Annotated in this window: 19 protein-coding genes and 2 pseudogenes; 14 read left to right on the top strand and 7 right to left on the bottom strand. The window is 73.1% G+C overall.

The window, feature by feature from the left end; genetic code table 11:
- Positions 1 to 38 precede the first annotated feature (38 nt).
- Positions 39 to 809, top strand: a complete 771-nt coding sequence (locus FHX40_RS16620) for an alpha/beta fold hydrolase (RefSeq protein ID WP_142260473.1) — start codon at positions 39 to 41, stop codon at positions 807 to 809.
- A 32-nt stretch (positions 810 to 841) separates the two neighbouring features.
- On the opposite strand, the gene FHX40_RS16615 is transcribed toward FHX40_RS16620, so the two are convergent.
- The 3 genes from FHX40_RS16615 to mce form a co-directional block, all read right to left on the bottom strand.
- A complete protein-coding gene (locus tag FHX40_RS16615; RefSeq protein ID WP_229788963.1) occupies positions 842 to 2,092 on the bottom strand; it encodes an AI-2E family transporter in 1,251 nt (416 codons plus the stop codon).
- Positions 2,093 to 2,289: 197 nt separating this feature from the next.
- Positions 2,290 to 3,618 carry a coiled-coil domain-containing protein gene (locus FHX40_RS16610; RefSeq protein ID WP_142260472.1) on the bottom strand — a complete coding sequence of 443 codons (1,329 nt, stop codon included), beginning with the start codon at positions 3,616 to 3,618 and terminating at the stop codon, positions 2,290 to 2,292.
- A gap of 274 nt (positions 3,619 to 3,892) precedes the next feature.
- Positions 3,893 to 4,321, bottom strand: a complete 429-nt coding sequence (mce, locus tag FHX40_RS16605) for a methylmalonyl-CoA epimerase (protein ID WP_142261831.1) — start codon at positions 4,319 to 4,321, stop codon at positions 3,893 to 3,895.
- Between the two features lie 103 nt (positions 4,322 to 4,424).
- Between mce and FHX40_RS16600 the strand changes: the two genes are divergently transcribed.
- Positions 4,425 to 5,612 (top strand): acetyl-CoA C-acetyltransferase, encoded by a 1,188-nt coding sequence (locus tag FHX40_RS16600; protein ID WP_142260471.1) that lies wholly within the window; start codon positions 4,425 to 4,427, stop codon positions 5,610 to 5,612.
- 46 nt (positions 5,613 to 5,658) lie between these two features.
- Positions 5,659 to 6,645 (top strand): methylmalonyl Co-A mutase-associated GTPase MeaB, encoded by a 987-nt coding sequence (meaB, locus tag FHX40_RS16595; protein ID WP_142260470.1) that lies wholly within the window; start codon positions 5,659 to 5,661, stop codon positions 6,643 to 6,645.
- A 27-nt stretch (positions 6,646 to 6,672) separates the two neighbouring features.
- Here the strand turns inward: meaB and FHX40_RS16590 are convergent, their stop codons facing one another.
- Positions 6,673 to 7,401 (bottom strand): DUF4230 domain-containing protein, encoded by a 729-nt coding sequence (locus tag FHX40_RS16590; RefSeq protein ID WP_229788961.1) that lies wholly within the window; start codon positions 7,399 to 7,401, stop codon positions 6,673 to 6,675.
- 73 nt (positions 7,402 to 7,474) lie between these two features.
- Positions 7,475 to 8,791 carry a hypothetical protein gene (locus FHX40_RS16585; protein ID WP_142260469.1) on the bottom strand — a complete coding sequence of 439 codons (1,317 nt, stop codon included), beginning with the start codon at positions 8,789 to 8,791 and terminating at the stop codon, positions 7,475 to 7,477.
- A gap of 329 nt (positions 8,792 to 9,120) precedes the next feature.
- Here FHX40_RS16585 and FHX40_RS16580 point away from each other — a divergent pair.
- A pseudogene (locus FHX40_RS16580) lies at positions 9,121 to 9,642 on the top strand (MarR family winged helix-turn-helix transcriptional regulator); the annotation flags it as partial.
- A gap of 310 nt (positions 9,643 to 9,952) precedes the next feature.
- On the opposite strand, the gene FHX40_RS16575 reads toward FHX40_RS16580, so the two are convergent.
- The gene (locus tag FHX40_RS16575; RefSeq protein ID WP_142260467.1) at positions 9,953 to 11,731 is read right to left on the bottom strand and encodes a S8 family serine peptidase; all 1,779 of its coding nucleotides are present in this window, start codon (positions 11,729 to 11,731) and stop codon (positions 9,953 to 9,955) included.
- Between the two features lie 187 nt (positions 11,732 to 11,918).
- On the opposite strand from FHX40_RS16575, the gene icmA reads away from it, so the two are divergent.
- From icmA to FHX40_RS16525, 10 genes and pseudogenes are all read left to right on the top strand, one after another.
- Positions 11,919 to 13,586, top strand: coding sequence for a coenzyme B12-dependent isobutyryl-CoA mutase large subunit (gene icmA / locus FHX40_RS16570; protein WP_142260466.1), 1,668 nt, complete (start codon positions 11,919 to 11,921; stop codon positions 13,584 to 13,586).
- A gap of 124 nt (positions 13,587 to 13,710) precedes the next feature.
- Entirely contained in the window at positions 13,711 to 14,646 is a 936-nt protein-coding gene (locus FHX40_RS16565) for a tetratricopeptide repeat protein (protein WP_142260465.1), read from the top strand.
- 348 nt (positions 14,647 to 14,994) lie between these two features.
- Positions 14,995 to 16,404, top strand: coding sequence for an NAD-dependent malic enzyme (locus tag FHX40_RS16560; protein ID WP_142260464.1), 1,410 nt, complete (start codon positions 14,995 to 14,997; stop codon positions 16,402 to 16,404).
- Between the two features lie 153 nt (positions 16,405 to 16,557).
- Positions 16,558 to 17,136 (top strand): YqgE/AlgH family protein, encoded by a 579-nt coding sequence (locus tag FHX40_RS16555; RefSeq protein ID WP_142260463.1) that lies wholly within the window; start codon positions 16,558 to 16,560, stop codon positions 17,134 to 17,136.
- Positions 17,137 to 17,343: 207 nt separating this feature from the next.
- A pseudogene (locus FHX40_RS16550) lies at positions 17,344 to 18,974 on the top strand (DHA2 family efflux MFS transporter permease subunit); the annotation flags it as partial.
- A gap of 161 nt (positions 18,975 to 19,135) precedes the next feature.
- The gene (locus FHX40_RS16545; protein WP_142260461.1) at positions 19,136 to 19,384 is read left to right on the top strand and encodes a DUF3039 domain-containing protein; all 249 of its coding nucleotides are present in this window, start codon (positions 19,136 to 19,138) and stop codon (positions 19,382 to 19,384) included.
- Positions 19,385 to 19,643: 259 nt separating this feature from the next.
- Positions 19,644 to 20,543, top strand: a complete 900-nt coding sequence (locus tag FHX40_RS16540) for a zinc metalloprotease (protein WP_142260460.1) — start codon at positions 19,644 to 19,646, stop codon at positions 20,541 to 20,543.
- A gap of 163 nt (positions 20,544 to 20,706) precedes the next feature.
- Entirely contained in the window at positions 20,707 to 21,471 is a 765-nt protein-coding gene (locus FHX40_RS16535) for a hypothetical protein (RefSeq protein ID WP_142260459.1), read from the top strand.
- An 80-nt stretch (positions 21,472 to 21,551) separates the two neighbouring features.
- Entirely contained in the window at positions 21,552 to 23,312 is a 1,761-nt protein-coding gene (locus tag FHX40_RS16530) for a DEAD/DEAH box helicase (protein ID WP_142260458.1), read from the top strand.
- A gap of 121 nt (positions 23,313 to 23,433) precedes the next feature.
- On the top strand, positions 23,434 to 23,910 hold the full coding sequence (locus FHX40_RS16525) for a hypothetical protein (RefSeq protein ID WP_142260457.1): 477 nt from the start codon (positions 23,434 to 23,436) through the stop codon (positions 23,908 to 23,910).
- A gap of 10 nt (positions 23,911 to 23,920) precedes the next feature.
- Here the strand turns inward: FHX40_RS16525 and FHX40_RS16520 are convergent, their stop codons facing one another.
- Positions 23,921 to 24,496, bottom strand: coding sequence for a nicotinamidase (locus tag FHX40_RS16520; protein WP_142260456.1), 576 nt, complete (start codon positions 24,494 to 24,496; stop codon positions 23,921 to 23,923).
- Positions 24,497 to 24,528 lie beyond the last annotated feature (32 nt).

The raw sequence follows: 24,528 nt of genomic DNA, 5'->3' as shown, positions 1-24,528 counted from the left end.
GTGTTCGCGTCGCCGCGTTCGTACTACCGTTGTTCGGCGTGCGGCTCTACTCACGATCGGCCGGTGACGGGGTGCCGGTCGTCCTGCTTCACGCCTTCCCGCTCTCCTCGGCCATGTGGCTGGGGCAGCGGGAAGGGCTCTCCGGCGTCTGCCGGGTGATCACCCCGGATCTGCGTGGTTTCGGCGGCTCCGTGCTCGGCGAGGAGGAGCCGTCGCTCGCCGTGATGGCCGACGACGTGGCCGAGACCCTCGATGCCGAGGGCATCGAGCGCGCGGTCATCGGCGGCCAGTCGATGGGCGGCTACGTGACCATGGAGTTCTGCCGCCGCCACCCCGACCGGGTGCTCGGGGTGATCCTCGCCGACACCAAGGCGAGCGCCGACCCGGAGGCCGCCCGGGCGAACCGGGAGCGGATCGCCCAGGCCGTCACCGAGCACGGCAGCAAGATCCTGCTGGACGAGCTGGCGCCCGGCCTCGTCGGGCCGACGACGCGGGAGCGCCGCCCCATGGTGTACGGGCGGGTGCGCGGCCTGGTGCAGGCGGCGCCGCCGGCCGCGGTGGCGTGGGCCTCGCGGGCGATGGCCCGCCGTCCGGACTCCTTCGACACGCTGCGCGGGCTGAAGGTGCCCGCCCTGGTGATCGTGGGGGAGGAGGACGAGCTGTCGCCGCGCGCCGACGCCGAGGCGATGGCCGAGGCGGTGCCCGACGCCACGCTCGTCACGATCGAGGAGGCCGGTCACCTCAGCGCGGTCGAGCGGCCCGAGGCGTTCAACCGGGCGGTCGCGGAGTTCGTCCGCAACCTGGGGTGAGCGTACGCCCTCGGGCCGCCGGGACCCGAGGGCTACCGGGCCGCCTGGCGGGGGATCACCACCTCGCGGATGATCAGCGCCACGGCGGCCGCCGCGGGGATCGCGATGAGCGCGCCGACGATGCCGAGCAGCGCGCCGCCGAAGAGCGCCGCGATCACCGTCACCGCGGGCGCCACGTCCACCGAGCGCTTCATCACCTTCGGGTAGATGACGTAGTTCTCCACCTGCTGGTAGACGAGGAAGAAGACCCCGCTCGCGATGCCGAGCGGCACCGACTGCAGCAGCGTCACACAGGTGACCACCACCGCGCCGATGGTGGCGCCGACGAGCGGGATGAGGTCGGTCACCGCGATCACGAGGGCGAGCGCGAGCGCGTACTCGGCCCCGGCGATGGTGAGGAACAGGTAGGCGAACACGGCCGCGATCGCCGCGATGGTCATGCCGCCCGCCACGAAGCCGCCGATGCCGCGGAGGATCTCCTCGCTGATCGCCCGGGTACGGTCCCGGCGGCTGGCGGGCACGAGCCGCAGCAGGTACTCCTTGATCGCCGGCAGCGAGCCGAGGAAGTAGAGGGTGAGCACGAGCAGCGTCACCCCGGAGAAGATGCCGTCGAGCACGACCACGCCCGCGCCGACGATGCCCCCGGCGATCGTGGTGCCGAGCTCGCCGCTCGTCACGTAGTCCCGCAGCTTGGCCAGGATCTGGAACTCCGCGTCGAGCCGCTTGATCGTCTCGTCGCTGAGCAGCTCGTTCACGTAGCCCGGGATCGCCTGCACGAACCGGGTGGTCTCCGCGGTGACCGGCGGCACGATCGCGAAGCCGAACAGCACGAAGAAGGCGATCACCGCGGCGAACACGATCGAGATCGCCGCCCGCCGGGATAGCCTGCGCCGCTGCAGCGCCTCCACGATCGGGTTGAGCCCGGCCGCGAGGAACATCGCGACCAGCACGAGCACGATCACGTTGCGCGCGCTGATCAGCGCCTGGGCGAGGCCGAGCGCGGTGAGCACGCCGAGCGCCGCGGTGAGCCCGAACATGAACGGGCTAGCGCCGAACGGCCTGCCGGGCAGGTCGTGCTGCGGCGCCCCGTCGACGGTGCCGTGCGCGGCGCGCCCGCCGGTGCCCGCCGCGCCGTTCGCGGTGTCGCCCGCCGTACCGGCCGCGGCACCGTCGGCCGCGGGGCCGGGCGGGCCGTCACCCGCGGAAGGCCGCCGCGTGCTCTCGGGCGCGGGCGCCTTGTCCGCGTCCGGTCGCGATGCCGAGGAGGCGATCGAATCGGTCACGTGCGCTCCTTGCTCGAGTTCGGCGTCCCGGTCGCGGGTCACGGTGCCCGCCCCGCCGTACGGCACGGCGGAGGCGGGGCACAGACGAAGGAGAGCCTAGCGATCGAGCGTCGCCAGGCTCTCCTGGATTTCGTCTCGGTGCCCCGAACCGCCGTGCCGGTCGGCGCCCGCCGGTCACACGAGCGTGCCGGTCGGGATCACTCCTGCCACCACTCCGCGTCCTCGTCCGGCTCGGTGCTCTTGCGCGGCGTCGACGCGGCGGGGGCGGACGACGCGGCGGGCGTCGTGCTCGCGGGCTTCTCCGTGGCCTGGCTCGTGGTCGTCGCCGCGAGCGCAGGCTTCGGCGTGGGCGCGGACACCGCCGGGGCGGGGTCGTCCATGCCCGGCAGGGCGGCGCCGCCGAGCAGCTGGCGCAGCTGGGCGAGGTGGCTGGTGATGCTGTCCCGCTGGCGGGTGAGCTCGTCGACCTGGCGCTGCGCCGCGGTGCGCATGCGCTCGGCCTCGGCCTTCGCCTCGGAGACGATCGCCTCGGCGTTCGCCTTCGCCTCGGACAGCAGCTGGTCGGCGTTCTTGCGGGCGTTGGCGATGAGCTGCTTGGCGTGCGCGTCGGCCTCGCGGCGGGTCTGCTCGGCCTGCTGGGTGGCCTTGGCGGCGCGCTGCTCGGCGGTGGCGGCGCGCTGCTCGGCCTCGGCGACCAGCTTCTGGGTGGCGGCCTGCGCGGCGGCGTGCCGCTCGGCGTCCTGGCGCTCGGCCTCCTCGCGCCGGGCGGCGAGCTGGATCTCGAACTCGGCCTCCTCCTGGGCGCGCTTGGCCTCGCTCTCCTCCAGGATCCGCTGCGCCTGGGCGCGCATCTCGTCGGCCTGGCGCTTGGCGGTGGTGAGGATCTCGTCGCGCTCGCGCTTGGTGTTGGCGCGCAGCTGCGCGACCTCACGCTCGGTCGTGGTGCGCAGCTTGGCGATCTCGCGCTCGGCGGCGGCGCGCTTCTCGGCCACCTCGTGGTCCGCGGCGGCGCGCAGCTTCGCCACCTCGCGCTCGGTGGTGGCGGTCAGCTCCTCGGCCTCGCGCCGCGCCGTGGAACGTATCTCCTCGGCCTCACGCTCGGCGTTCGCGCGCATCTCCTCGGCCTCCCGGGAGGCGAGGGCGAGCTTCTCGGCGGCCTCGTTCTCGGCGGCGGCGCGGGTGTCGGCGGCCTCCACCTTCGCCGCGGCCCGGATCTCGTTCGCCTCGGACCGGGCCGCCTGGACGAGCTCGGTGGCCTGCTCCTCGGCCAGCCGCAGCAACTGCTCGATCCGGGCGCCCAGCCCGGCGTAGGTCGGGCGCTCGTTCTCCTGCAGCTGCCGCTTGGCCTCGGCGAGTTCACGCTGCAGGGCGACGACTTGCTCACGCGCCTGGCGCAGCTCCGCGTCGAGTTGCTTCAGGTGGTCGTGCACCTGGTGGCGGTCGAAACCGCGGAGCACCACGTCGAATTCCCGCACGGGTGCGTCCTCGAAGAAATTATTGAGCTGGGCGTCGATGTCGGACTGCATGAGGCTCGATCCTGGTTGTCGAGACGGCTACACGGGCCGGACGGGGGGTTCGGACTGCCGAAGCGGGCCTCTGCCGCCGACGCCGGCCGGGCATCGGTGGCGCCAGGGGGAGCCAAGACTCACCCCTTTTGTCCCATATGCCCGGTCCGTCACATCAAACGGCACGGTCCACATTCGTTGGAAGGCCAGCGTACTCCGGCGCCGCCTTCTTGCACGCCCGCTCCGACTTTATGCGCGACTTGTTACGAATAAATCGCTCTCGCGGCCGTCGATATCATGTGGTGCGCCGCGGCGCCTCGACAAGCTCCGTCAGAACGCCCCCGACGTCCTTGGGGTGGAGAAACGCAATCGAGGCCCCCATCGACCCGTGCCGCGGGCGCCTGTCGATGAGCCGGATACCCTTGGCCTCGATCTCCTCGAGCGCTTTGGCCACGTCGGCCACACCGTAGCCCACGTGGTGCACGCCCTCCCCCCTTTTCGCGATGAATTTCCCCACAGGGGTGTCCGGCCCGAGCGGCTCCAGGAGCTGGATGTAGGAGGCGCCGGCCTCGGCGTCGGCCACGTGCAGCATCGCCTCGCGCACCCCCTGCTCCTCGTTCACCTCCCTGCTCACCACGGTCAGCCCGAAGGCCGACTCGTAGAAGGCGATGCTCTCCTCGAGGTTGCGGCAGGCGATGCCGACGTGGTCGATACGCAGGAACATGCGCTGGTCCAATTCCTCCCCCTCACTCCGAGGCCGGGCACGATCACATGGGTGCCACATGGGTATCGTGGCAAACGCGGTTCGCGCCTGGGAGGGAGGCCCCATGTCCACATCGGTCATCGTCGCCGGAGCACGCACCCCGATCGGCCGCCTGCTCGGCTCGCTGTCGGCGCTGTCCGCGGTCGAACTCGGCGGCATCGCGATCAAGGCGGCCTTGGAGCGGTCCGGCGTGTCGCCGGACCAGGTCGAGTACGTGATCATGGGCCAGGTCGTCCAGGCCGGATGCGGCCAGATCCCGTCGCGGCAGGCCGCGGTCCGGGCCGGGATCCCGATGACCGTGCCGTCCCTCACGATCAACAAGGTCTGCCTGTCCGGCCTCGACGCGATCGCCCTCGCCGACCAGCTCATCCGCGCCGGCGAGTTCGACATCGTCGTCGCGGGCGGCATGGAGTCGATGACCAACGCGCCGCACCTGCTGCCCGCGCTGCGCAAGGGGGTCAAGTACGGCGGGGCCCAGATCGTCGACGCGATGGCGTACGACGGCCTCACCGACGCCTTCGACCACCTCGCCATGGGCGAGTCGACCGAGCGGCACAACGCCCGCCTCGGGCTCACCCGCGAGGAGCAGGACGCCTACGCCGTCCGCTCGCATCAGCTCGCCGCCGCCGCGATCAAGAACGGCCTGTTCGACGACGAGATCACCCCGGTGCCGGTGCCGCAGCGCAAGGGCGACCCGGTGCTCGTCACCGTCGACGAGGGCGTGCGGCCCGACACCACCCTGGAGGCGCTCGCCAAGCTCAAGCCCGCGTTCGCGCCCGACGGCACGATCACCGCGGCCTCCTCCTCGCAGATCTCGGACGGGGCCTGCGCGGTCGTGGTGATGTCGCGGCGCAAGGCCGAGGAGCTCGGCCTGCCGTGGCTCGCCGAGATCGGCGCGCACGGCAACGTGGCGGGCCCGGACAACTCGCTGCACGCCCAGCCCGCGAACGCCATCCGGCACGCGCTGGCCAAGCAGGGCCTCACCCCGGCCGACCTCGACCTGATCGAGATCAACGAGGCGTTCGCCGCGGTGGTGCTCCAGTCGGTCAAGGAGCTCGGCGTGCCGCTCGACATCGTCAACGTCAACGGCGGCGGCATCGCGCTCGGCCACCCCATCGGCGCCTCGGGCGCGCGCATCGTGCTCACCCTCGCCCACGAGCTGCGCCGCCGCGGCGGCGGGGTCGGCGCCGCGGGCCTGTGCGGCGGCGGCGGCCAGGGCGACGCCCTGATCCTCAAGGTCCCCGCGGCCTGAGCGCCGGGGCGGGACCTGTGCGGGAGGACCCTGAGGGGAGGCGCGCGTGGCCGACCACGTCGAGGAACTGATCGCGGGCACCCGGGCGGGACGGCCGCGCGCGGTGGCCCGGCTCATCTCACTGATCGAACGCGCCGCGGCCGAGGCGGCCGCCGACTCGGCCGCCTCCGCCACGCTGCGCCGGGTGATGGCCGGCCTCGCCACACCGGGGCCGGACGGGCGCGAGCCGTACCGGGCCCGGGTGATCGGGCTCACCGGCGCGCCGGGCGTGGGCAAGTCGACCACCACCTCGATGCTCGTCGGCGAGCTGCGGCGGCGCGGGGCCAAGGTGGGCGTGCTCGCGGTCGACCCGTCCAGCCCGTTCACCGGCGGGGCGCTGCTCGGCGACCGGGTGCGGATGCAGGAGCACGCCACCGACCCTGGGGTGTTCATCCGGTCGATGGCGAGCCGCGGCCACCTGGGCGGCCTCGCCTGGGCGACGCCGCAGGCGCTGCGGGTGCTCGACGCGGCGGGCTGCGAGGTGATCCTCGTGGAGACCGTCGGGGTCGGCCAGGCCGAGGTGGACATCGCCGGGCTCGCCGACACCACGGTGGTGCTGCTCGCCCCCGGCATGGGCGACGGCGTGCAGGCCGCGAAGGCGGGCGTGATGGAGATCGGCGACGTGTTCGTGGTGAACAAGGCCGACCGGGAGGGCGCGCAGGCCACGATCCGGGAGCTGCGCGGCATGCTCGCGCTCGGCACCGCACCCTGGCGCCCGCCGATCGTGGCGACGGTGGCGAGCCGCGGGGAGGGCGCCGCCGACCTGCTCGCCGCGCTCGACAAGCACCACGCCTACCTCGCCGAGTCCGGCGAGCTGGCGCGCCGCCGCCACGCCCGGGCCCGCGACGAGATCGAGCAGATCGCGGTGGCGAGCCTGCGGGCGCGGATCGTCCGGGTGCACGGCGACCGCCGGCTCGACGAGCTCGCCGGCCGGGTGCTCGCCGGGGAGACCGACCCGTACTCCGCGGCGGCCGAGCTCGTCGCCGGGCTGTGACGCCGCCCCGCCGTACGGCAGGGCGGCTCAGGGCGCGTCCGCGAACTCGACGACCACGGTGGTGAAGCCGAGGGCCTTGAGCATGCCCTCGAGCATCGCCCTGGTGTTGCGCTCGGCGCGCCGCCGCAGGTCGCTCGCCGCCGCGGCCTCGGCGATCTTCTTCTCCGCGGCCAGGTAGAGCTCCCGCTGGTCCTGCGGCGAGGAGGAGAGGAACTCCTCCAGCCGGTCGATCAGCCCGCGCCGCTGCGCCACCACGTACGAGCGGGCGTTGTCGATGACGGTCCTGCCGAGCTGCGCGCGGGGCACCCGTACGGTCACCGTCTCGCCGTCGGGGGAGACCGTGACGGCGTCCTCGGCGAGGCGGCCGAAGTCGACGTAGGCGTCGACGCTGCCGGTGCCGACGAACAGGGTGCGGGTGCCCTTGACCGCGTCGGGGAGGAAGGGCGCGTCCTTCTCCAGGTCGACGATCACCTGGAAGTCGCCGGACGCGGCCTGGAACCGGCTCAGGTCGTGGATCGAGCGCAGCAGCGCGGGTCCGCCGCGGTCGATCGGGTCGGTGGACGGGCCGAGCCACGCCCAGGTGAGCCGCGCGCCGGCGCCGAGCAGCACGACGAGCACGAGCAGGGCCGCAAGCGGCCACCACCGGCGGCGGCGCGGCTCGGGCGGGGCCTGGGCCGCCGGGCCGCCGGGCGCGCCGGACGCGTCCGCGGCCTCGGGCGGCGTGGCGGCCCGGGAGGAGGACGGCTGCCTGTTCACCACCGGTGTGTTCCCCGCCGGCGCCGCCGTCATCCGCGCCGCGGGCCGCTCCGGCCGTGCCTCCATCGGGTTCTCACCGCGCGGACACGTGCCCCGGCGACGGATTGACCGGGTAGACGTCGTGGGTCGCGAGCGTCGCCGGGCCGGACGGCGGGGTGGTGTCCGCGAAGTGGTTCACGGTGAGCCCGCACCGGGCGAAGTCGGTGTAGAAGAGCTGCAGCCAGTCGCGGCGCTGCGCCTCGGTGAGGCCGGAGAACCAGGCGGCGGCCCGGCGGTGCTCCGGCAGCGGCCCGGCGGGGATCGGCCCGCCGCGCAGCCAGCCCATCACGATCTCGCGGTAGCCGCCCGCCGGTTCGGCGCACCGCGGCGCGAGCCGCTCGGTGAACTCCGCGACCGCACGGTCGGCGTAGCCCGGCCGCAGGTCGTCGACGTGGATCGCCACCGTCCCGGCGGGCAGCTCGGGATGGTGGCGCCGGGAGTGCTGCTCGACCCGGGAGAACGCGGCCGGGGTGCCGGCCACCCGGGAGGCGAGCCCGATGAACCGCGCGCTCAGCTCGTCGAGCCCGGCCCGCATGCCCGGGTGCACGCACACGGTGATCGGCCACTCCTGGCAGGCGTACGCCACCGGCCCGGCGGCCTGCGCCCGCGCCGCCGGGGCGAGCAGCCGCGCCACCCCGGCACCGGCGGCGACGAGGGCGACCACGGCCGCGGCCGCGGGCAGCACCCGGCGGCTCACCACCGCGGACCAGCCGAGCAGCAGCGCCGCGCCCGCGCCGGTCAGCCACAGCGCCTGCCCCGTGAACAGCTCCGGATCGAGCGCGCCGAACAGGTCGTACGGCTCGCGGATCGACGGCCCGAGCCGCCCGGCCCAGTCCGGCCCGTGCTCCGTCCAGTGGGAGATCGCGTATCCGGCGGCGAGCACCGCGATCGGGGTGATGCCCCGCGGCAGGGCCCATCCCGCGATCCAGCCGAGGGCGACGAAGAACGCCAGCCCGGCCGCCCCGGCGAGCAGCCCGCTCGGCGGCAGCCTCCCCGCCTGGTCGCTCACCGCGGTGCGCAGCGCGAGCACGACCACCGTGGCGCCGAACGCGCCCACCACCACCGCGAGCACCGCGAGCGGCACCCGCAGCGCCCGCCACGGCCCGGGAGCCGGGGCGCGGCGCCGGCGTGCCCGCCGTACCCGCAGCGCGACCCAGGCCGCGAACGCCGCCGCGACCGGACCGGTGTGCCGCAGCGAGCCGACCACGGCGACCACCGTGTTCTCCCAGGCGGCGACCCCCGGAATGAGGACGTTCCACGCGGTGACGAGGCCGATCCCGAGCAGCACGGCGACCGCGACCGCCGCGCTCTGGTTCAGCTCCTCCCGCGTGACGCCCCTGTGCCTACGCACGGGTACGCGTGGCCCCCGGCCACGCCGCCCGTCGCTTTCCGATATTCATCTGCCAACCCCCCGTACGGGAGGGCGGCGGCCGTTCCACGGTGCCGTCCCCCTGGCACCGCTCGCGGGGCAAGCCCCCTGCGTCGCGTCGCGACCACGCGCATACCCCCGGCACGCGGTCGTGGCGCGGCCTTCCCCCGCGACTTTGCCGCAGCCTCACCCTTTCGACGCGACAACCATAACTGAACGTGATGTTTGCCGTCGTGTTTCTTGGTTAAACGGGTGATCGGATCACGGTATGTGTTTGGGCGAACCCGTGCGAGGCGCGCTACGGTACGGCTGTGCATACCGGTGGGCCCAAACCGCTCAATCTCCCCTTCGACCCCATCGAACGGGCCGTCGCGATCTGGCGTGATCGCTTCGGCGCCTCGTCGGCGATGGCCGCCGTGACGTCGATCATGAGAGCGCACCAGATCCTGCTGGCACAACTGGACACGCTGCTGCGGCCGTACGACCTGACCTTCGCCCGCTACGAGGCGCTCGTGCTGCTCACCTTCAGCCGTACCGGGGCGCTGCCGCTGTCGAAGATGGGCGAGCGGCTCATGGTCCACCCGACGAGCGTGACGAACACGGTGACCCGGCTGGAGCGGGCCGGGCTGGTCCGCCGGATGCGCAACCCGCGGGACGGCCGCGGCGTGCTCGCCGAGATCACCGACGCGGGCCGGGAGGTGGTCCGCCGCGCCACCGCCGACCTCATGGCGGCGGGCTTCTGCATGACCATGTACGGCGAGCAGGAGCTCGCCGACCTGTTCGACCTGCTGCGCACGCTGCGCCGGGCCGCGGGCGACTTCGTGGCGGACGGCCCGGGCGCCCGTGTGGGCGACGAGGCGGGCGGCACCGTGGGCGACACGGTGGACGGCGCCGCGGCGGGGGAGCGCACCCCGGGGCCGAGCGGTGCCGACGGTGCCGGGGAGACCGCCCGGGCCGTGGAGTCCGCCGCGCCGGATCCCGCCGGGGCGGTGGGCGCGGAGGCGTAGCGGCGCGCCGGGGAACGTCCGGTGAGACGGCGGACGGCCGGCGGGGAGGCCCCGCCGGCCGCCGTGGAGGTGCCGTGCCCGCCGGCGCCCGGGCGGGCGCCGGCGAGATGGTGTTCCGGGTCCGGTCGGCGCGCGATCACCGGTGGGCGCGGACCGCGTTCAGCGCGTTCACCAGGCCCGAGCCGTAGAAGCCGTTGCGGGCGGCGGTGCCCTCGCAGGTGTGCGTGGTCACCACGGTGTTCACGCTGCCGTCCTGCTGCGGGACCCGGCGGGTGTAGGTGTAGGAGCCGCCGGGCGGGCAGGCGATCTTCGTCGCGGTGGACTTCATGATCCGCTCGACCGTGTCCGGGTCGAGGGTGAGGCCGCCGCGGTGCCGGTCGGGCTTGCCGTACCGGCTGACGATCAGCGCCGCCACCCCGGCCGCGTGCGGCGCCGCCATCGAGGTGCCCTGCAGGTACTGGTAGTAGGCGCAGGTGCCCTTGGCGTCGCAGTCGCGGACGACGGTCGGCACGTTCGGCGTGCCGTCCGGGTTGAGCTCGCCGCGCTCCTCGGCGAGCGCCTTGGGGTAGGCCGCGAGGATCGTGCGGGTGCGGTCGAGGTCGCCGGTCGGGGTGTCGTAGGCGTCACCGCCGGGCGCGGCGACGTCCACCGAGCCGTTGCCGTAGCTGGAGTAGTACGACTTGCGGCGGCTGATGCCGGTGGAGCTCACCGAGATCACGTGGTTGCCCTCGGTGGGCATGACCTGGCAGCTCGGCGGCACGGTGCGGGTGCGCGGCTCGAGGCCCGGCACCGAGGCGAAGTTCGGGCTGCCGCGGTCGATGTTCTCCTTGGTGAGGTCGAACCCGTCGTTGCCCTGGGAGGAGATGAGGGTGACGCCGCGGCGGTGGGCGTAGTCGAGGGCGCGCTGGGCCGCCTTGATGACCGTGGCCTGCTCGGCCCGCTCCTCCGGCGAGTCGGCCGGGTTGTCAGTGCAGTTGAACTGCCACGGGTCGATGTAGAACGACATGTTCACCACGTCGACCCCGATGTCCGCGGCGTAGGTGAGCGCGTCCACGACCGGCTGCAGGAAGAAGTAGCCCGAGTCCTGGCCGACCCGCAGGTTGACCAGCGTGACCTTCGGCGCGACGCCCGCGATGCCGAGGCCGTTGATCGGCGCGGCGATCGTCGCGGCGACGTGGGTGCCGTGGTCGTTCTCGTCGACGTCCGCCGGGTCGGTGCAGGAGCGGTCCGGCTCGGCCTCACACGGGCCGTCGACCTCCTCGCCGTTGGCGTCGTACGGGATGTCCACGGTGAAGTTGCGGCTCAGCTCCCGGCTGAAGTTGGGCGCGATGTCGGGGTGGGAGCCGTCGATGCCGGTGTCGATCACGCCGACGAGCACCCGCCGGTCGCCCTGCTCCACCCGGTGCGCGCCGGTGGCGGTGGCGTCGATCTGCTTCATGTCCCACTGCAGCTCGGCGAGCGGCTCGGCGAGGTCGCGCGGCTTGCCGGGCCGGTGCGGCAGGTGCCTGCGGTCGCGGTGGCCCTCCTTCTCCACCGCGCGCTCCGCGATCGCGCGGCGCAGTGCCTCGGACGGCCGGGCGGGCCTGGTCTTCGGCACCGCGCCGATCACCCGGTCCCGGGCGACGCCCTCGATCAGGCCGTTGCCCGCCAGCGCGGCGGCGAAGCCGGCGTCCCTGCTGGTGACGGTGGCCAGGCCGATGGCGCCGTTCTCCTTGACGATGGTGCCGCCCGCGGCCTCGATCGCGTTCCGGGCCGCGGTGGGGTCGGCACCCTCGGCGTACAGGACGAGGAACTCCGACTCCGACTCCGTGGCGGACCGCCCCGAGGTGACGGCGCTCGAGGGTAAGGCCTGCGCGGGTGTCGCCAGCGCGGCCGTGACGAGGACGGCGGCGGCGACGATGCTGACGCGCTTCACGCTACCTCCCAACAGGAAGAGTTGACGATCAGTCATCCTGAAGGGTCTTTACGGCCGCCGTCATGATCTGTCAGTGATCCGCGATCAACGCGTGATCGGGTGTGGCCGCGGGCGTGATCGGACCGCTCCTGGCGGGAATTACTTGGACGTCCTAGTATTTGCAGCACGTGGGAGCAGAGGGGGAGTCATGGAGCGTGGCGAGATCGAGGCCGGGCGCGCCCGCTGGCAGGCGCGTTACGACGCGGCCCGTAAGCGGGACGCCGAGTTCTGTACGCTGTCCGGCCTGCCGGTCGAACCGGTGTACGCACCCGATCATGACGACCCGCGTTTCGAGCGCATCGGCTGGCCCGGGGAGTTCCCGTTCATCCGCGGCCTGTACCCGACCGGCTACCGCGGGCGGACCTGGACGATCCGGCAGTTCGCCGGGTTCGGCAACGCCCGGCAGACCAACGAGCGCTACAAGATGATCCTCGCCGCCGGGGGCGGCGGGCTCTCGGTCGCCTTCGACATGCCCACGCTCATGGGCCGCGACTCCGACGACCCCCGCGCGCTCGGCGAGGTGGGCCACTGCGGGGTGGCCGTCGACTCCGCCCAGGACATGGAGATCCTGTTCGACGGCATCCCGCTCGGCGAGGTCACCACCTCGATGACGATCAGCGGGCCGGCCGTACCGATCTTCTGCATGTACCTGGTCGCCGCCGAGCGGCAGGGCGTGCCGCACCGGGAGCTCGACGGCACGCTGCAGACCGACATCTTCAAGGAGTACATCGCGCAGAAGGAGTGGCTGTTCGCGCCCCGGCCGCACCTGCGGCTCATCGGCGACCTGATGGAGTTCTGCGCCGCCGAGATGCCCGCGTACAAGCCGCTGTCGGTCTCCGGCTACCACATCCGGGAGGCCGGGTCGACCGCCGCGCAGGAGCTCGCCTTCACCCTCGCCGACGGCTTCGCGTACGTGGAGCTCGGCCTCAGCCGCGGGCTCGACGTGGACGCCTTCGCGCCGGGGCTGTCGTTCTTCTTCGACGCGCACATCGACTTCTTCGAGGAGATCGCCAAGTTCCGCGCGGCCCGCCGCATCTGGGCGCGGTACATGCGCGACGTCTACGGCGCCAAGACCGAGCGCGCCCAGTGGCTGCGCTTCCACACCCAGACCGCCGGGGTGTCGCTCACCGCGCAGCAGCCGTACAACAACATCGTGCGCACCGCGATCGAGGCGCTCGCGGCCGTGCTCGGCGGCACGAACTCGCTGCACACCAACGCGCTCGACGAGGTGCTCGCGCTGCCGAGCGAGCAGGCCGCGGAGATCGCCCTGCGCACCCAGCAGGTGATCATGGAGGAGACCGAGGTCACCAACGTGATCGACCCGCTCGGCGGCTCCTGGTACGTCGAGGCGCTCACCGACCGGCTGGAGGCCGAGGCGGAGGCGATCTTCGACAGGATCCGGGAGATGGGCGGCGACGGGACCATGCTCTCCGGCGTGCTGCGCGGCATCGAGGAGGGCTGGTTCACCTCGGAGATCGCCGAGGCCGCCTTCGCCTACCAGCAGAAGCTGGAGAAGGGGGAGAAGCGCCTGGTCGGCGTGAACTGCCACACCGCGACCGTGTCGCAGCCGCTGGAGATCCTGCGGGTGAGCCACGAGGTCGAGCTCGAGCAGCGGCGGGTGCTCGCCGAGCGGCGCGCGGCCCGCGACCAGGCGGCCGTGGACCGGGCCCTCGCCCGCATGGTGGAGGTCGCCCGGGGCGACGGCAACCTCATCCCGCCGATGCTGGAGGCGGTGCGCGCCGAGGCCACGCTCGGCGAGATCTGCGACGCGCTGCGCGAGGAGTGGGGCACCTACGCCGAGCCCGCCCGGTTCTGACCGGCGGCGCCCCGCCACCCCTGTGCCGCCGCCGGTCCGGCGCCGTTCGCCGTGAGCGGTGCGCGCCGCGCCGTCACGGGCCGGGGGTGAACACGTGCTCACGGTGGATGGCAGGATTGGACCTATGAGCCCAGCGGAGTTCAATCCTCGACCCGGATCGCTGTACGGCGCCGTGGACCTCGGCGCGCGCAAGCAGGCATTGGAGGCCCAGGCCCGGCGTGAGGCCGCGGCGGCACAGGCCGGTGCCGGAGGAGCGGCCCCGGCGGGCCCGGCCGTCATCGACGTCACCGACCAGACGTTCTCCACCGAGGTCGTCGAGCGTTCGATGCGGGTCCCGGTCATCCTCGACCTCTGGGCGACCTGGTGCGGGCCATGCAAGCAGCTCAGCCCGATCCTGGAGAAGCTGGCCACCGAGGCGAACGGCCGGTGGGTGCTCGCCAAGGTGGACGTCGACGCCAACCCGCAGATCGCCCAGGCGCTGCGGGTGCAGAGCATCCCGACCGTGCTCGCGATCTTCCAGGGCCAGGCGATCACCGGCTTCCAGGGCGCGCTGCCCGAGGCGCAGGTGCGCCAGTGGCTGGACCAGGTGATGCAGGCGCTCGCCCAGTACCTGCCCCCCGCGCAGGGCGCCGAGGCGCAGCGGCCCGCCGACCCCGACCTGGTCGCCGCCGAGGAGGCGGTGCAGAAGGGCGACCTCGACGCCGCCGAGGCCGCGTACCAGCGGGTGCTCGACCGCTCGCCGAAGGACGCCGACGCCAAGATGGGGCTCGCCGGCGTCGGGCTGCTCCGCCGTACCCAGGGACTCGACCCGGCCAAGGTGCTGCGCGAGGCCGTGGAGCGTCCCGACGACATCGACGTCCAGCTCAAGTCGGCCGACCTGGAGATGCTGTCCGGCGCGGCCGAGTCGGCGTTCAACCGCCTGATCGACCTGGTGCGCCGTACCGCGGGGGAGGAGCGCGACAAGGTACGGCTGCACCTGCTCGGCTTGTTCGAGACCCTGCCCGTCGACGACCCGACCGTGGCGAAGGCCCGCAGGCAGCTGGCGAACGCCCTGTTCTGACCGGTTTGCGATCGGTCCGGCCCCGCCCCGGCCGCGCACCGCACCGTCGGCGCGCGCCCGGCGGTGGCCGGTGTTCCGTGCCGAGCCCGCGCCCGCGCCGTCCCGGCACGGGCCGATACAGTGGGCGTACACGGCGCCACGCAGCGCGGACGCTGTGCCGACCAGGCGGTCGGAGTGCGCCGTTCGGAAACGGGGTTCCCCGTGCCGATGTCGCGTGGACCGGTGGCCGTCGCGTGCCCGGGGACGGCCGCCGGACCGCGGCGGGTGCGGCGAACGCGGGTAATTGAATCCTTTACCGTGGCACGATAAGGGAACCCACCCAGGTCAGGGGCGAAGGAGCGTAGCACCGTGGCCACCGTGCCGAGCGTTTCATATTCGATCACCGTCCGCCTTGAGGTCCCCGCCGGGGGCAAGGCCGTAAGTCAGCTCACGCACGCCGTCGAGAACGCCGGTGGCGTGGTCACCGCGCTCGACGTGACCACGGCCGGTCACGAGACGCTGCGCATCGACGTCACCTGCGCCGCCAAGGACACCGACCACGCCCAGCTCATCGTCGACCGCCTCGGCGCGGTCGAGGGCGTGCACATCCACAAGGTCAGCGACCGCACCTTCCTCATGCACCTCGGCGGCAAGATCGAGATGCAGTCGAAGGTGCCGCTGCGCAACCGTGACGAGCTGTCCATGGCCTACACGCCCGGCGTCGCCCGGGTCTCCATGGCGATCGCCCGCAACCCGGAGGACGTGCGGCGGCTCACCGTCAAGCGCAACAGCGTCGCGGTGGTCACCGACGGCTCGGCCGTGCTCGGCCTGGGCAACATCGGCCCGGCGGCCGCGCTGCCGGTGATGGAGGGCAAGGCGGCGCTGTTCAAACGGTTCGCCGGCATCGACGCCTGGCCGATCTGCCTCGACACCCAGGACGTCGACGAGATCGTGCGGACCGTGCAGATCATCGCGCCCGGGTTCGGCGGCATCAACCTCGAGGACATCTCCGCGCCGCGCTGCTTCGAGGTGGAGCGGCGGCTGCGCGAGCTGCTCGACATCCCGGTGTTCCACGACGACCAGCACGGCACCGCGATCTGCGTGCTCGCCGCGCTCACCAACGCGCTGCGCGTGGTGAACAAGAAGCTGGAGGACGTCCGGATCACCATGGCGGGGGCCGGCGCGGCCGGCACCGCGGTGCTGCGGCTGCTGCTCGCCGCGGGCGCCCGCAACGTGATCGTGTGCGACTACCGGGGCGCGATCCACCTGGGCCGCGACGACCTCGACGACACGCTGCGCTGGATCGCCGAGAACACCAACGCCGAGGGCTACAGCGGCGACCTGCGGCACGCGGTGCGGGGGGCGGACGTGTTCATCGGCGTGTCCGCGCCCGGCATCCTCACCGGCGACGACATCGCCACGATGGCCGACGACGCGGTGGTGTTCGCGCTCGCCAACCCCGACCCGGAGGTCTCCCCGGACGAGGCGCGCGAGCACGCCGCGGTGGTCGCCACCGGCCGGTCGGACTACCCGAACCAGATCAACAACGTGCTCGCCTTCCCCGGCGTGTTCCGCGGCCTGCTCGACGCGCAGTCCCGCACGGTCACCGAGGACATGCTGCTCGCGGCGGCGCGCGCCCTCGCCGCGGTGGTGACCGACGAGGAGCTCGGCCCGAACTACATCATCCCCAGCGTCTTCCACCCGGACGTCGCCTCCGCCGTGGCGAGCGCGGTGCGCGAGGCGGCCGGTGGCCGCGCCCGGGGCATGACCGAGGCCTGAGCCGCGCGCCGGGGCCGTGCCGTACCGTCGCCCGGCCCGCCGCGTCCCCGCCGATCCGGGCCTGGACCGCTCCGGCGGGCACGGGCGTGTTACGGCTCTGCGAACTCGGGGGGCGAGGCTCGCTTATGGCGCAATACCCGCCATCATGGATGTATGGCAGAGGGGATCTACGTCGGCGCGCTGCTGGTGGCCACGCCACTGCTCGACGACCCCAACTTCAGGCGCAGCGTGGTGCTGATCCTCGAGCACGACGAGGACCGCGGCACGCTCGGGGTGGTGCTGAACCGTCCGAGTGACATCAGCGTGACGCAGGTGCTGCCCTCCTGGGACTCCCTCGTCACCGGGCCATCGGTGCTGTTCCAGGGCGGACCGGTGCAGACCGACAGCGCGCTGGCGTTGGCGGCGGTGCCGAGCGGGGAGGAGCCGCTGGGCTGGCGGCGGCTGCACTCGCCCACTCCGGCGGTGGCGCGGCTGGGCACCGTCGACCTCGACGCGCCCCCGGAGATCCTCGCCGGTGAGATCACCCAGATGCGCATCTTCGCGGGGTACGCCGGGTGGTCGGCCGGTCAGCTCGAGGCCGAGATCCGGCAGGGCGCCTGGTACCTCGTCGACGCCGAGCCGGGCGACACCTTCCACTCCGACCCCGAGAGCCTCTGGCGTGCGGTGCTGCGCCGGCAGCGGAACGAGCTCGCCTTCGTGGCGACCTTCCCCGACGACCCCAACATGAACTGACACCACGGCCGGACCCGGGTACGGCGGGCCGACGCGGCTCACCCGCCGTCCGGACGCGCCTGCGCGGGGCCGCCGCCCGGGACGCGGGGCGCACCGGGCGGCCCGGCCGGCGCCGCCTGCCGCCGTGACCCGTGACGCGGCAGCGCGGCCCGGGCACGCCCGCTGTCACCGGCCGTTCCTCACCGACCTTCAGCAACGCCGTTCACCATGCCGACGGCCCGCCCGTCGCGACCACTTGGGGGAATACATGGCCCAACCGGTGACCGTCCAGCCCGCGGCGCCCGCGCGCCGCGCCCGCGGAACCCGTGGCTGACGCTGTGCGCGGTCGGGCTCGGCGCGATCATGGTGCTGCTCGACGGCACGGTGGTGGCGATCGCCAACCCGGCGATCGGCCGGGAGCTCGGCGCCTCGCTCTCCGACCTGCAGTGGGTCACCAGCGGCTACCTGCTCGCCCTCGCCGTCTTCATGATCACCGCCGGGAAGCTCGGTGACCTGTTCGGCCACAAGAAGGTGTTCCTCCTCGGGGTCGCCGGGTTCGCCGCCAGCTCGCTCGCGATCGGCCTCACCGGGTCGATCGGCTGGCTCATCGCCTTCCGGGTGCTGCAGGGCCTGTTCGGCGCGCTGCTCAACCCGGCCTCGCTCGCCCTGCTGCGGGTCGCCTTCCCCGGCGACCGGCTCAACGTCGCGTTCGGGGTGTGGGGCGCGGTCATGGGCCTGTCCTCCGCGGCCGGGCCGATCGTCGGCGGCGTGCTGGTGGAGCAGGTGAACTGGCAGTCGGTGTTCTTCATCAACGTGCCGATCGGGATCGCCGCGATCCTCCTCGGCCTGTGGGTGCTCGCCGAGAGCCGGGCCGAGCAGCTGTCCCGGATCGACGGTCTCGGCGTGGTGCTGCTGTCCGGCGCGATGTTCTGCCTGGTGTGGGCGATCATCAAGGCCCCCGAGTACGGCTGGGGCGACGGCCGGACCCTCGGCTTCTTCGCCGCCGCCGTGGTGATCGGCGCGCTCTTCGTCGCCTGGCAGGCCCGGGCCGCCCAGCCGCTGCTGCCGCTCGGCCTGTTCCGCAACGCGTCGGTCTCGATCGGCACCGTGCTCATGATCCTGGTGAGCTTTTCCATGCTCGGCGCGATGTTCTTCGTCACCTTCTTCTTCCAGGGCGTGCACGGGCTCAGCCCGCTCGAGGCCGGCCTGCGCATGCTCCCGATGAGCGCCGGCATGATCGTCGCCTCGCCGCTCGCCGGGCTCGCGCAGAGCAAACTCGGGCCCAGGATCCCGATGGCGGTCGGCATGCTCATCACCGCCCTGGCGATGTTCCTGCTCTCCCGCCTCGAGCTCGACGCCTCCTACCTCGCGTCGGCCGTGCCGTTCACGCTGCTCGCCTTCGGCCTCTCCCCGGTGATGGTGGGCGCCACCCAGGTGATCGTGGGCAACGCGCCGGGCGACCTGTCCGGCGTCGCCTCCGGCCTGCAGCAGTCCGCGATGCAGGTCGGCGGCGCGCTCGGCACCGCCGTACTCGGGGCGGTGATCACCGCCAAGGTGACCGAGGTGCTGCCGCGGCACTTCGCGGAGGTGAAGCTGCCGGTGCCGCCGGCCGAGCAGGTGGACCGGATGGCGGGCGCGGTCGCGGCCGGGGTGGTGCCCGCCCCGGAGGGCACGCCGCCGCAGGTGCTCGAGGCGATCACCCAGGCGGCCCACCTGTCGTTCCTCGACGGCATGCACTTCGGGTTCCTCGTCAGCACGGCGATCGCGGTGTGCGCGGCGGTCCTCAGCCTGTTCGTCAAGGCGGGACGCAGGCAGCCCGGCGACGTACCGGTGCACCTGGGGTGACACCGGGGCCTGGGCCTCGAACGCTCTCGGGGACGCCGCGCGGCGCGCCGGGGCCGGTCCGCCGGGCCGCGCGGACCTTCGCGGACGCAATACACTCGATTCTCGTGAGTGAGCGAAGCCGGCGAGCCAGTGCGCACAGTGGACCTGTGCTCGCCTGGCCGGAGAGGGAGGCCAGATGAGCACCAAGATCCTTCCTGAGAGCGACGTACGCCCGAAGCTCTCCCACGGCGACGGTGACCACGAGCGGTTCGCCCACTATGTGGAGAAGAGCAAGATCGTCGAGAGCAACGTGACCGGGATCCCGGTCCGTGCGCTCTGCGGGAAGGTGTGGGTCCCGAACCGCGACCCGAGCAAGTACCCCGTCTGCCCGGAGTGCAAGCGGATCTACGACGAGCTGCCCCCGGGCGAGCCGGAGAACGGCTGACCCGTCGCCGCCCCGCCAAGGGGCCTTCGGCCCTGGCCCGGGGAACCCGCCCGTGAGACGCCCGCGCCGCGGCGTGACCCGCCGCGGGGACGCGGGCGCACGGCACGCCGGGCGGGCCCGGCAGGGCGGCGTCCGGCCCGCCGGTACGAGAGCAGGTCAAAACCCGGTGTGCGCTGAGCGGTACGGCGTGTTGGTCGTCGGCCGCGTGGCCCCTTCCGGTTAGCGTCAGCACTCCGCCTACTGCTGACCGGAGGGGTGCATGGGCCGGCGCCTGATCGCCTTATCGCTGGTGTGCCTGTTCGTGGGGGCGAGCGCGCCCGGCTCGACCGACGTACGGCACGGCTCCTGCGGTCCCCGCCACGCCCTCCGCGTGGCCGCGCGGGGGCAGGAGCCGTACACGCCGAGCGCCGGCGAGATCGCGCGCATGATGGCGGACTTCCGGCGCCGCCTCGCCGCCGCGGAGCGGGCCCATCCCCGCCGCCGGACGCAGACCATCACCGTGCCGACCTGGGTGCACATCATCACCTCGGGCGGCACCGGCGCCTCCGTCGCGGCGGTGCGGCAGCAGATCGCCACCCTCAACGCCGCCTACGGCGGCAAACTGGGCGGCACCGACACCGGCGTCCGGTTCCGGCTGGCCGGCATCACCCGGACCGAGAGCCCCGCCTGGTTCCGCGACCCGCTCGGCCACGAGGAGGCGCTCAAGGCGACGTTGCGCCGCGGCGGTCCGGAGACCCTCAACCTCTACCTCGCCGAGCTGGGGGAACTCGTGCTCGGCTACTCCACCTACCCCTTCCAGTACGACCAGGCGCCGACCCTCGACGGCGTGGTGATCGACTGGCGCACCCTGCCCGGCGGCACGCTGCCGAACTTCGACCGCGGCATGACCGGGGTGCACGAGATCGGCCACTGGCTCGGCCTGCTGCACACCTTCGAGAACGGCTGCGAGGAGCCCGGGGACTACGTCGACGACACCCCGCCGGAGGGGGTGGCGACCCACGGCTGTCCCGAGGGCAAGGACACCTGCCCCGCGCCCGGCGAGGACCCGATCCACAACTTCATGGACTACTCGCACGACCGGTGCATGACGCACTTCACCCCCGGGCAGGCGGTCCGCATCCAGGAGATGTGGACGGCCTACCGGCAGCGCGCGGAGTAGGCGCCCTCCCCGGCCCGCCGCCGGATCGACCGGTATGACCGGCCCGTCCCGGATCCGGGCCGGGTGCGCCCGGGCATCTTTCCCATCCGAAAAGGCACAACACCGGTGGCGCGGCGGCGCGTGGGTTTGAATGAAAGCCCCGGCAGCTCGACCAGGAGGCCGCGTGGACGATCGACCGCCGAGGCGCCGACCGCCGTACGCGACACGCGTCTGGCCGCCGCCCACCCAGGATCCGCCCTCGCCGGATCCGCAGGCCCGTCCCGCCGCGATGGAGCACGCGCCGCCGGTGGCGGAAGGGCCCGCGCCGGAGGACGCGCTCCCGCCCTCGGCGCGCCGGTACGGCACGCCGACGCCGCCCCCGCCGCCGCGCATCCCGCGCCCGCTCGCCCGGGCGCTGGTCGTCCTCGCCGTGCTCGTCGTGGGCGGCGGGCTGGTCGCCGGGCTCGTCGCCTTCGGGCTGGGCCGCCTGCGGGACTCCGCGGAGCCGCCGCCGCGCGTGGTGGACGCCCTCGCCGGGGTGAGCTTCGCGCTGCCGCCCGGCTGGCGGGCCGGGCGGGTGGCGCCGGTGACCGCGTTCACCTCGGTGGTGAACCACGAGAACGCGATCGTGATGGCGCGGCCGGATGAGGGGGTGCGCGCCTCCGGGGTGCGCCAGGCCGCGGCCGAGCTCGGCGAGTTCTACTCCCGGCTGCTGCTCCACGCCGACAAGGTGACCGTGGTCGAGGACCGGGGCGTCACGGTCGGCGGCCGGGCCGCCCACGTGCGGTCGCTGCGCGCCGAATACCGGGACGTGGTGAACGCGCCCTCCTACCTGCGGGTCATGGTGATCGAGGGGGAGCGGAGCGGCACGGTCGTGGTGGGCATGGCCCAGCCGGACGAGCCCCGGCTGCGCGGCGAGATCGCCGCGGTCATGACCGCCATGCGCTGACGGTGTCCGCTGCGCCGCGCCGGGCGGATGACCGGCGGCTTCACGCGTTCGTCGGCGGCGCAGGCTACGCTCGATTCATTGTGAGCACCTCAGCCGCGTCTCATCTGTCACCGTCGTACCCCAACCGCGCCGCCTGGGGCACGGCGCCCAAGCTGCGTGCCTGGCAGCAGGAGGCGTTCGAGCTGTACTTCCGGCGCGAGCCGCGCGACTTCCTCACCGTGGCGACGCCCGGAGCGGGTAAGACGACCTATGCGCTGCGCATCGCGACCGAGCTGCTCGCCCGCGGTGTGGTCCGGGCCGTGACGATCGTCACCCCGACCGAGCACCTGAAGCGTCAGTGGGCCGAGGCGGCCGGCCGGGTCGGCATCCCGGTCGACCCGGACTTCAAGAACAGCCAGGGCACCACCTCCCGGGACTTCATCGGTGTCGCGATCACCTACGCCCAGGTGGCGATGCATCCGGCGCTGCACCGGGCGCGCACCGAGGCCCGCCGTACCCTCGTCATCTTCGACGAGATCCACCACGCCGGGGACGCCAAGTCCTGGGGGGACGGCATCCGGGAGGCGTTCGAGCCCGCCACCCGCCGGCTCTCCCTCACCGGCACGCCGTTCCGGTCCGACAACAACCCCATCCCGTTCGTCACCTACGTGGAGGACGGCGACGGCGCGCTGCGCAGCGTGGCCGACTACTCCTACGGGTACGGCCCGGCGCTCGCCGACGGCGTCGTCCGGCCGGTGATCTTCCTCGCGTACGCGGGGGAGATGCGGTGGCGGACCAGGGCCGGTGACGAGATCGCCGCGACCCTCGGCGAGCCGCTCAGCAAGGACCAGCTCGCCCAGGCCTGGCGGGCCGCGCTCGACCCGAAGGGCGACTGGATCCGGCAGGTGCTGCGCGCCGCGGACAAGCGGCTGACCGAGGTGCGGCGGCACGTGCCCGACGCCGGTGCGATGGTGATCGCCTCCGACCACGAGGCCGCCCGCGCGTACGCCCGGCTGCTGCGGGAGATCACCGGGCACGGGGCCACGGTGGTGCTCTCCGACGACCCGACCGCGTCGAAGAAGATCAAACAGTTCGCCGCGTCCGACGACCGCTGGCTGGTCGCGGTGCGCATGGTCTCCGAGGGCGTCGACATCCCCCGGCTCGCCGTCGGCGTCTACGCGACGAGCGTGTCCACGCCGCTGTTCTTCGCCCAGGCGATCGGCCGGTTCGTCCGGGCGCGGCGGCGGGGCGAGACCGCCTCGGTGTTCCTGCCCTCGATCCCGCTGCTCATGGGCTACGCCGCGGAGATGGAGGCGGAGCGGGACCACGTGCTCGTGCGGCGGCAGCCCGAGGAGGGCCTCGACGACTTCCTCGTGGAGGACGCGCAGCGGAAGAAGGACAACCCCGACGTGCTCGGCGACGAGCTGCCGTTCGAGACCGTCGAGGCGTCCGCCACCTTCGACCGGGTGCTCTTCGACGGCGGCGAGTTCGGCACCGCCGCCGCCCCGGGCTCCCCCGAGGAGGAGGAGTTCCTCGGCCTGCCCGGACTGCTCGAGCCCGAGCAGGTCGCCACCCTGCTCCGCAAGCGCCAGTCGGAGCAGCTCGCCGCCAAGCGCCGCAGGTCGCGCACTGCCGAGCCGGAGCCCGAGCGGTCGCCGCACGAGGAGCTGCACGCGCTGCGCAAGGAGCTGAACAGCCTTGTCGGCGCGTGGAACCACCGCACCGGCCAGCCGCACGGGGTCATTCACGCCGAGCTGCGCCGCCTCACCGGCGGGCCGCCGATCGCCCAGGCCACCGCGGAGCAGGTCCGGGAGCGGATCGCGCTCATCCGCAAGTGGGCGACCCAGCGGCGTTCCCGCTGAGCCGTCGCCCACCGTTTTTGACCATTCCCCTACGCGAGCGTGACTAAGCGAGTACTCTTCGTGTTCATCTTCGGCCCGTCAGGGCTTGGTCCACGCATCTACGCTTAGGGGAGTTACGCATATGGATCTGACCACGCTGATCCGAGCGGAGGTACGCGAGTACGTGACTCCGATGTTCGAAGAGGTCCTCACCAGGATCGACGCCACGAACGCCAAGCTGGACGGCCTCCGCACGGAACTCAAGGGCGACATCGAGGCGGTCCGCACCGAGCTCAAGGGCGAGATTCAGGAGGTTCGGACCGAGCTCACCGAGAAGATCGAGGGGGTCCGGACCGAGCTCACCGAGAAGATCGAGGGCGTCCGGACCGAGCTCACCGAGAAGATCGAGGGCGTCCGGACCGAGCTCAAGGGTGAGATCCAGGAGGTCCGGACCGAGCTCACCGAGAAGATCGAGGGCGTCCGGACCGAGCTCAAGGGTGAGATTCAGGAGGTCCGGACCGAGCTCAAGAGCGACATCCAGGATGTGCGCGCCGATGTCGCCTCGGTGCACGACAAGCTGGACAAGGTCATGGCCTTTCTCGGCCTGACCAAGGTCTGAGACGGAACCCCTAGGCGGCGCGCACGACCGGGGTGCCGGTCAGCTCGACGCCCGCCGCCTTCATCTCGGAGATCGCCTGCTCGGTCGTCTGCGGTGCCACGCCGGCGGTGAGATCGAGCAGCACCCGCGTGGTGAAACCGTGCCGCGCCGCGTCGATCGCGGTGGCCCGGACGCAGTGGTCCGTGGCGATGCCGACGATGTCGACGGACGTCACCCCCCGGGCGCGGAGCCACTCGACCAGCGGGGTGCCGTCCGGCGCCGCCCCTTCGAAGCCGCTGTAGGCCGCGGAGTCGGCACCCTTGCTGAACACCTCCTCGACCGCCGAGGTGTCGAGGTGGGGATGGAACTCGGCGCCCGGGGTACCGGCGATGCAGTGCGCGGGCCAGGAGCGCACGAAGTCGGGCTCGTCGGCGAAGTGGTCGCCGGGATCGACGTGGTGGTCCCGGGTCGCCACGATGTGGTCGTACCGCCGTTCCGCGATGTGCCGGGTGATCGCGGCGGCGACGTCGGCGCCGCCGGCCACCGCGAGGCTGCCGCCCTCGCAGAAGTCGTTCTGTACGTCGACGATGACCAGTGCCGTGCTCATGGTCGTGCTCTCCTCGACTGGTGTGGCGTCGC

The organism is Thermopolyspora flexuosa (genome assembly GCF_006716785.1).
In the GTDB taxonomy this organism is placed as follows: domain Bacteria; phylum Actinomycetota; class Actinomycetes; order Streptosporangiales; family Streptosporangiaceae; genus Thermopolyspora; species Thermopolyspora flexuosa.
The sequence above is the reverse complement of the archived record's forward strand: the minus strand, read 5'-3'. Positions and strand labels throughout refer to the sequence as shown.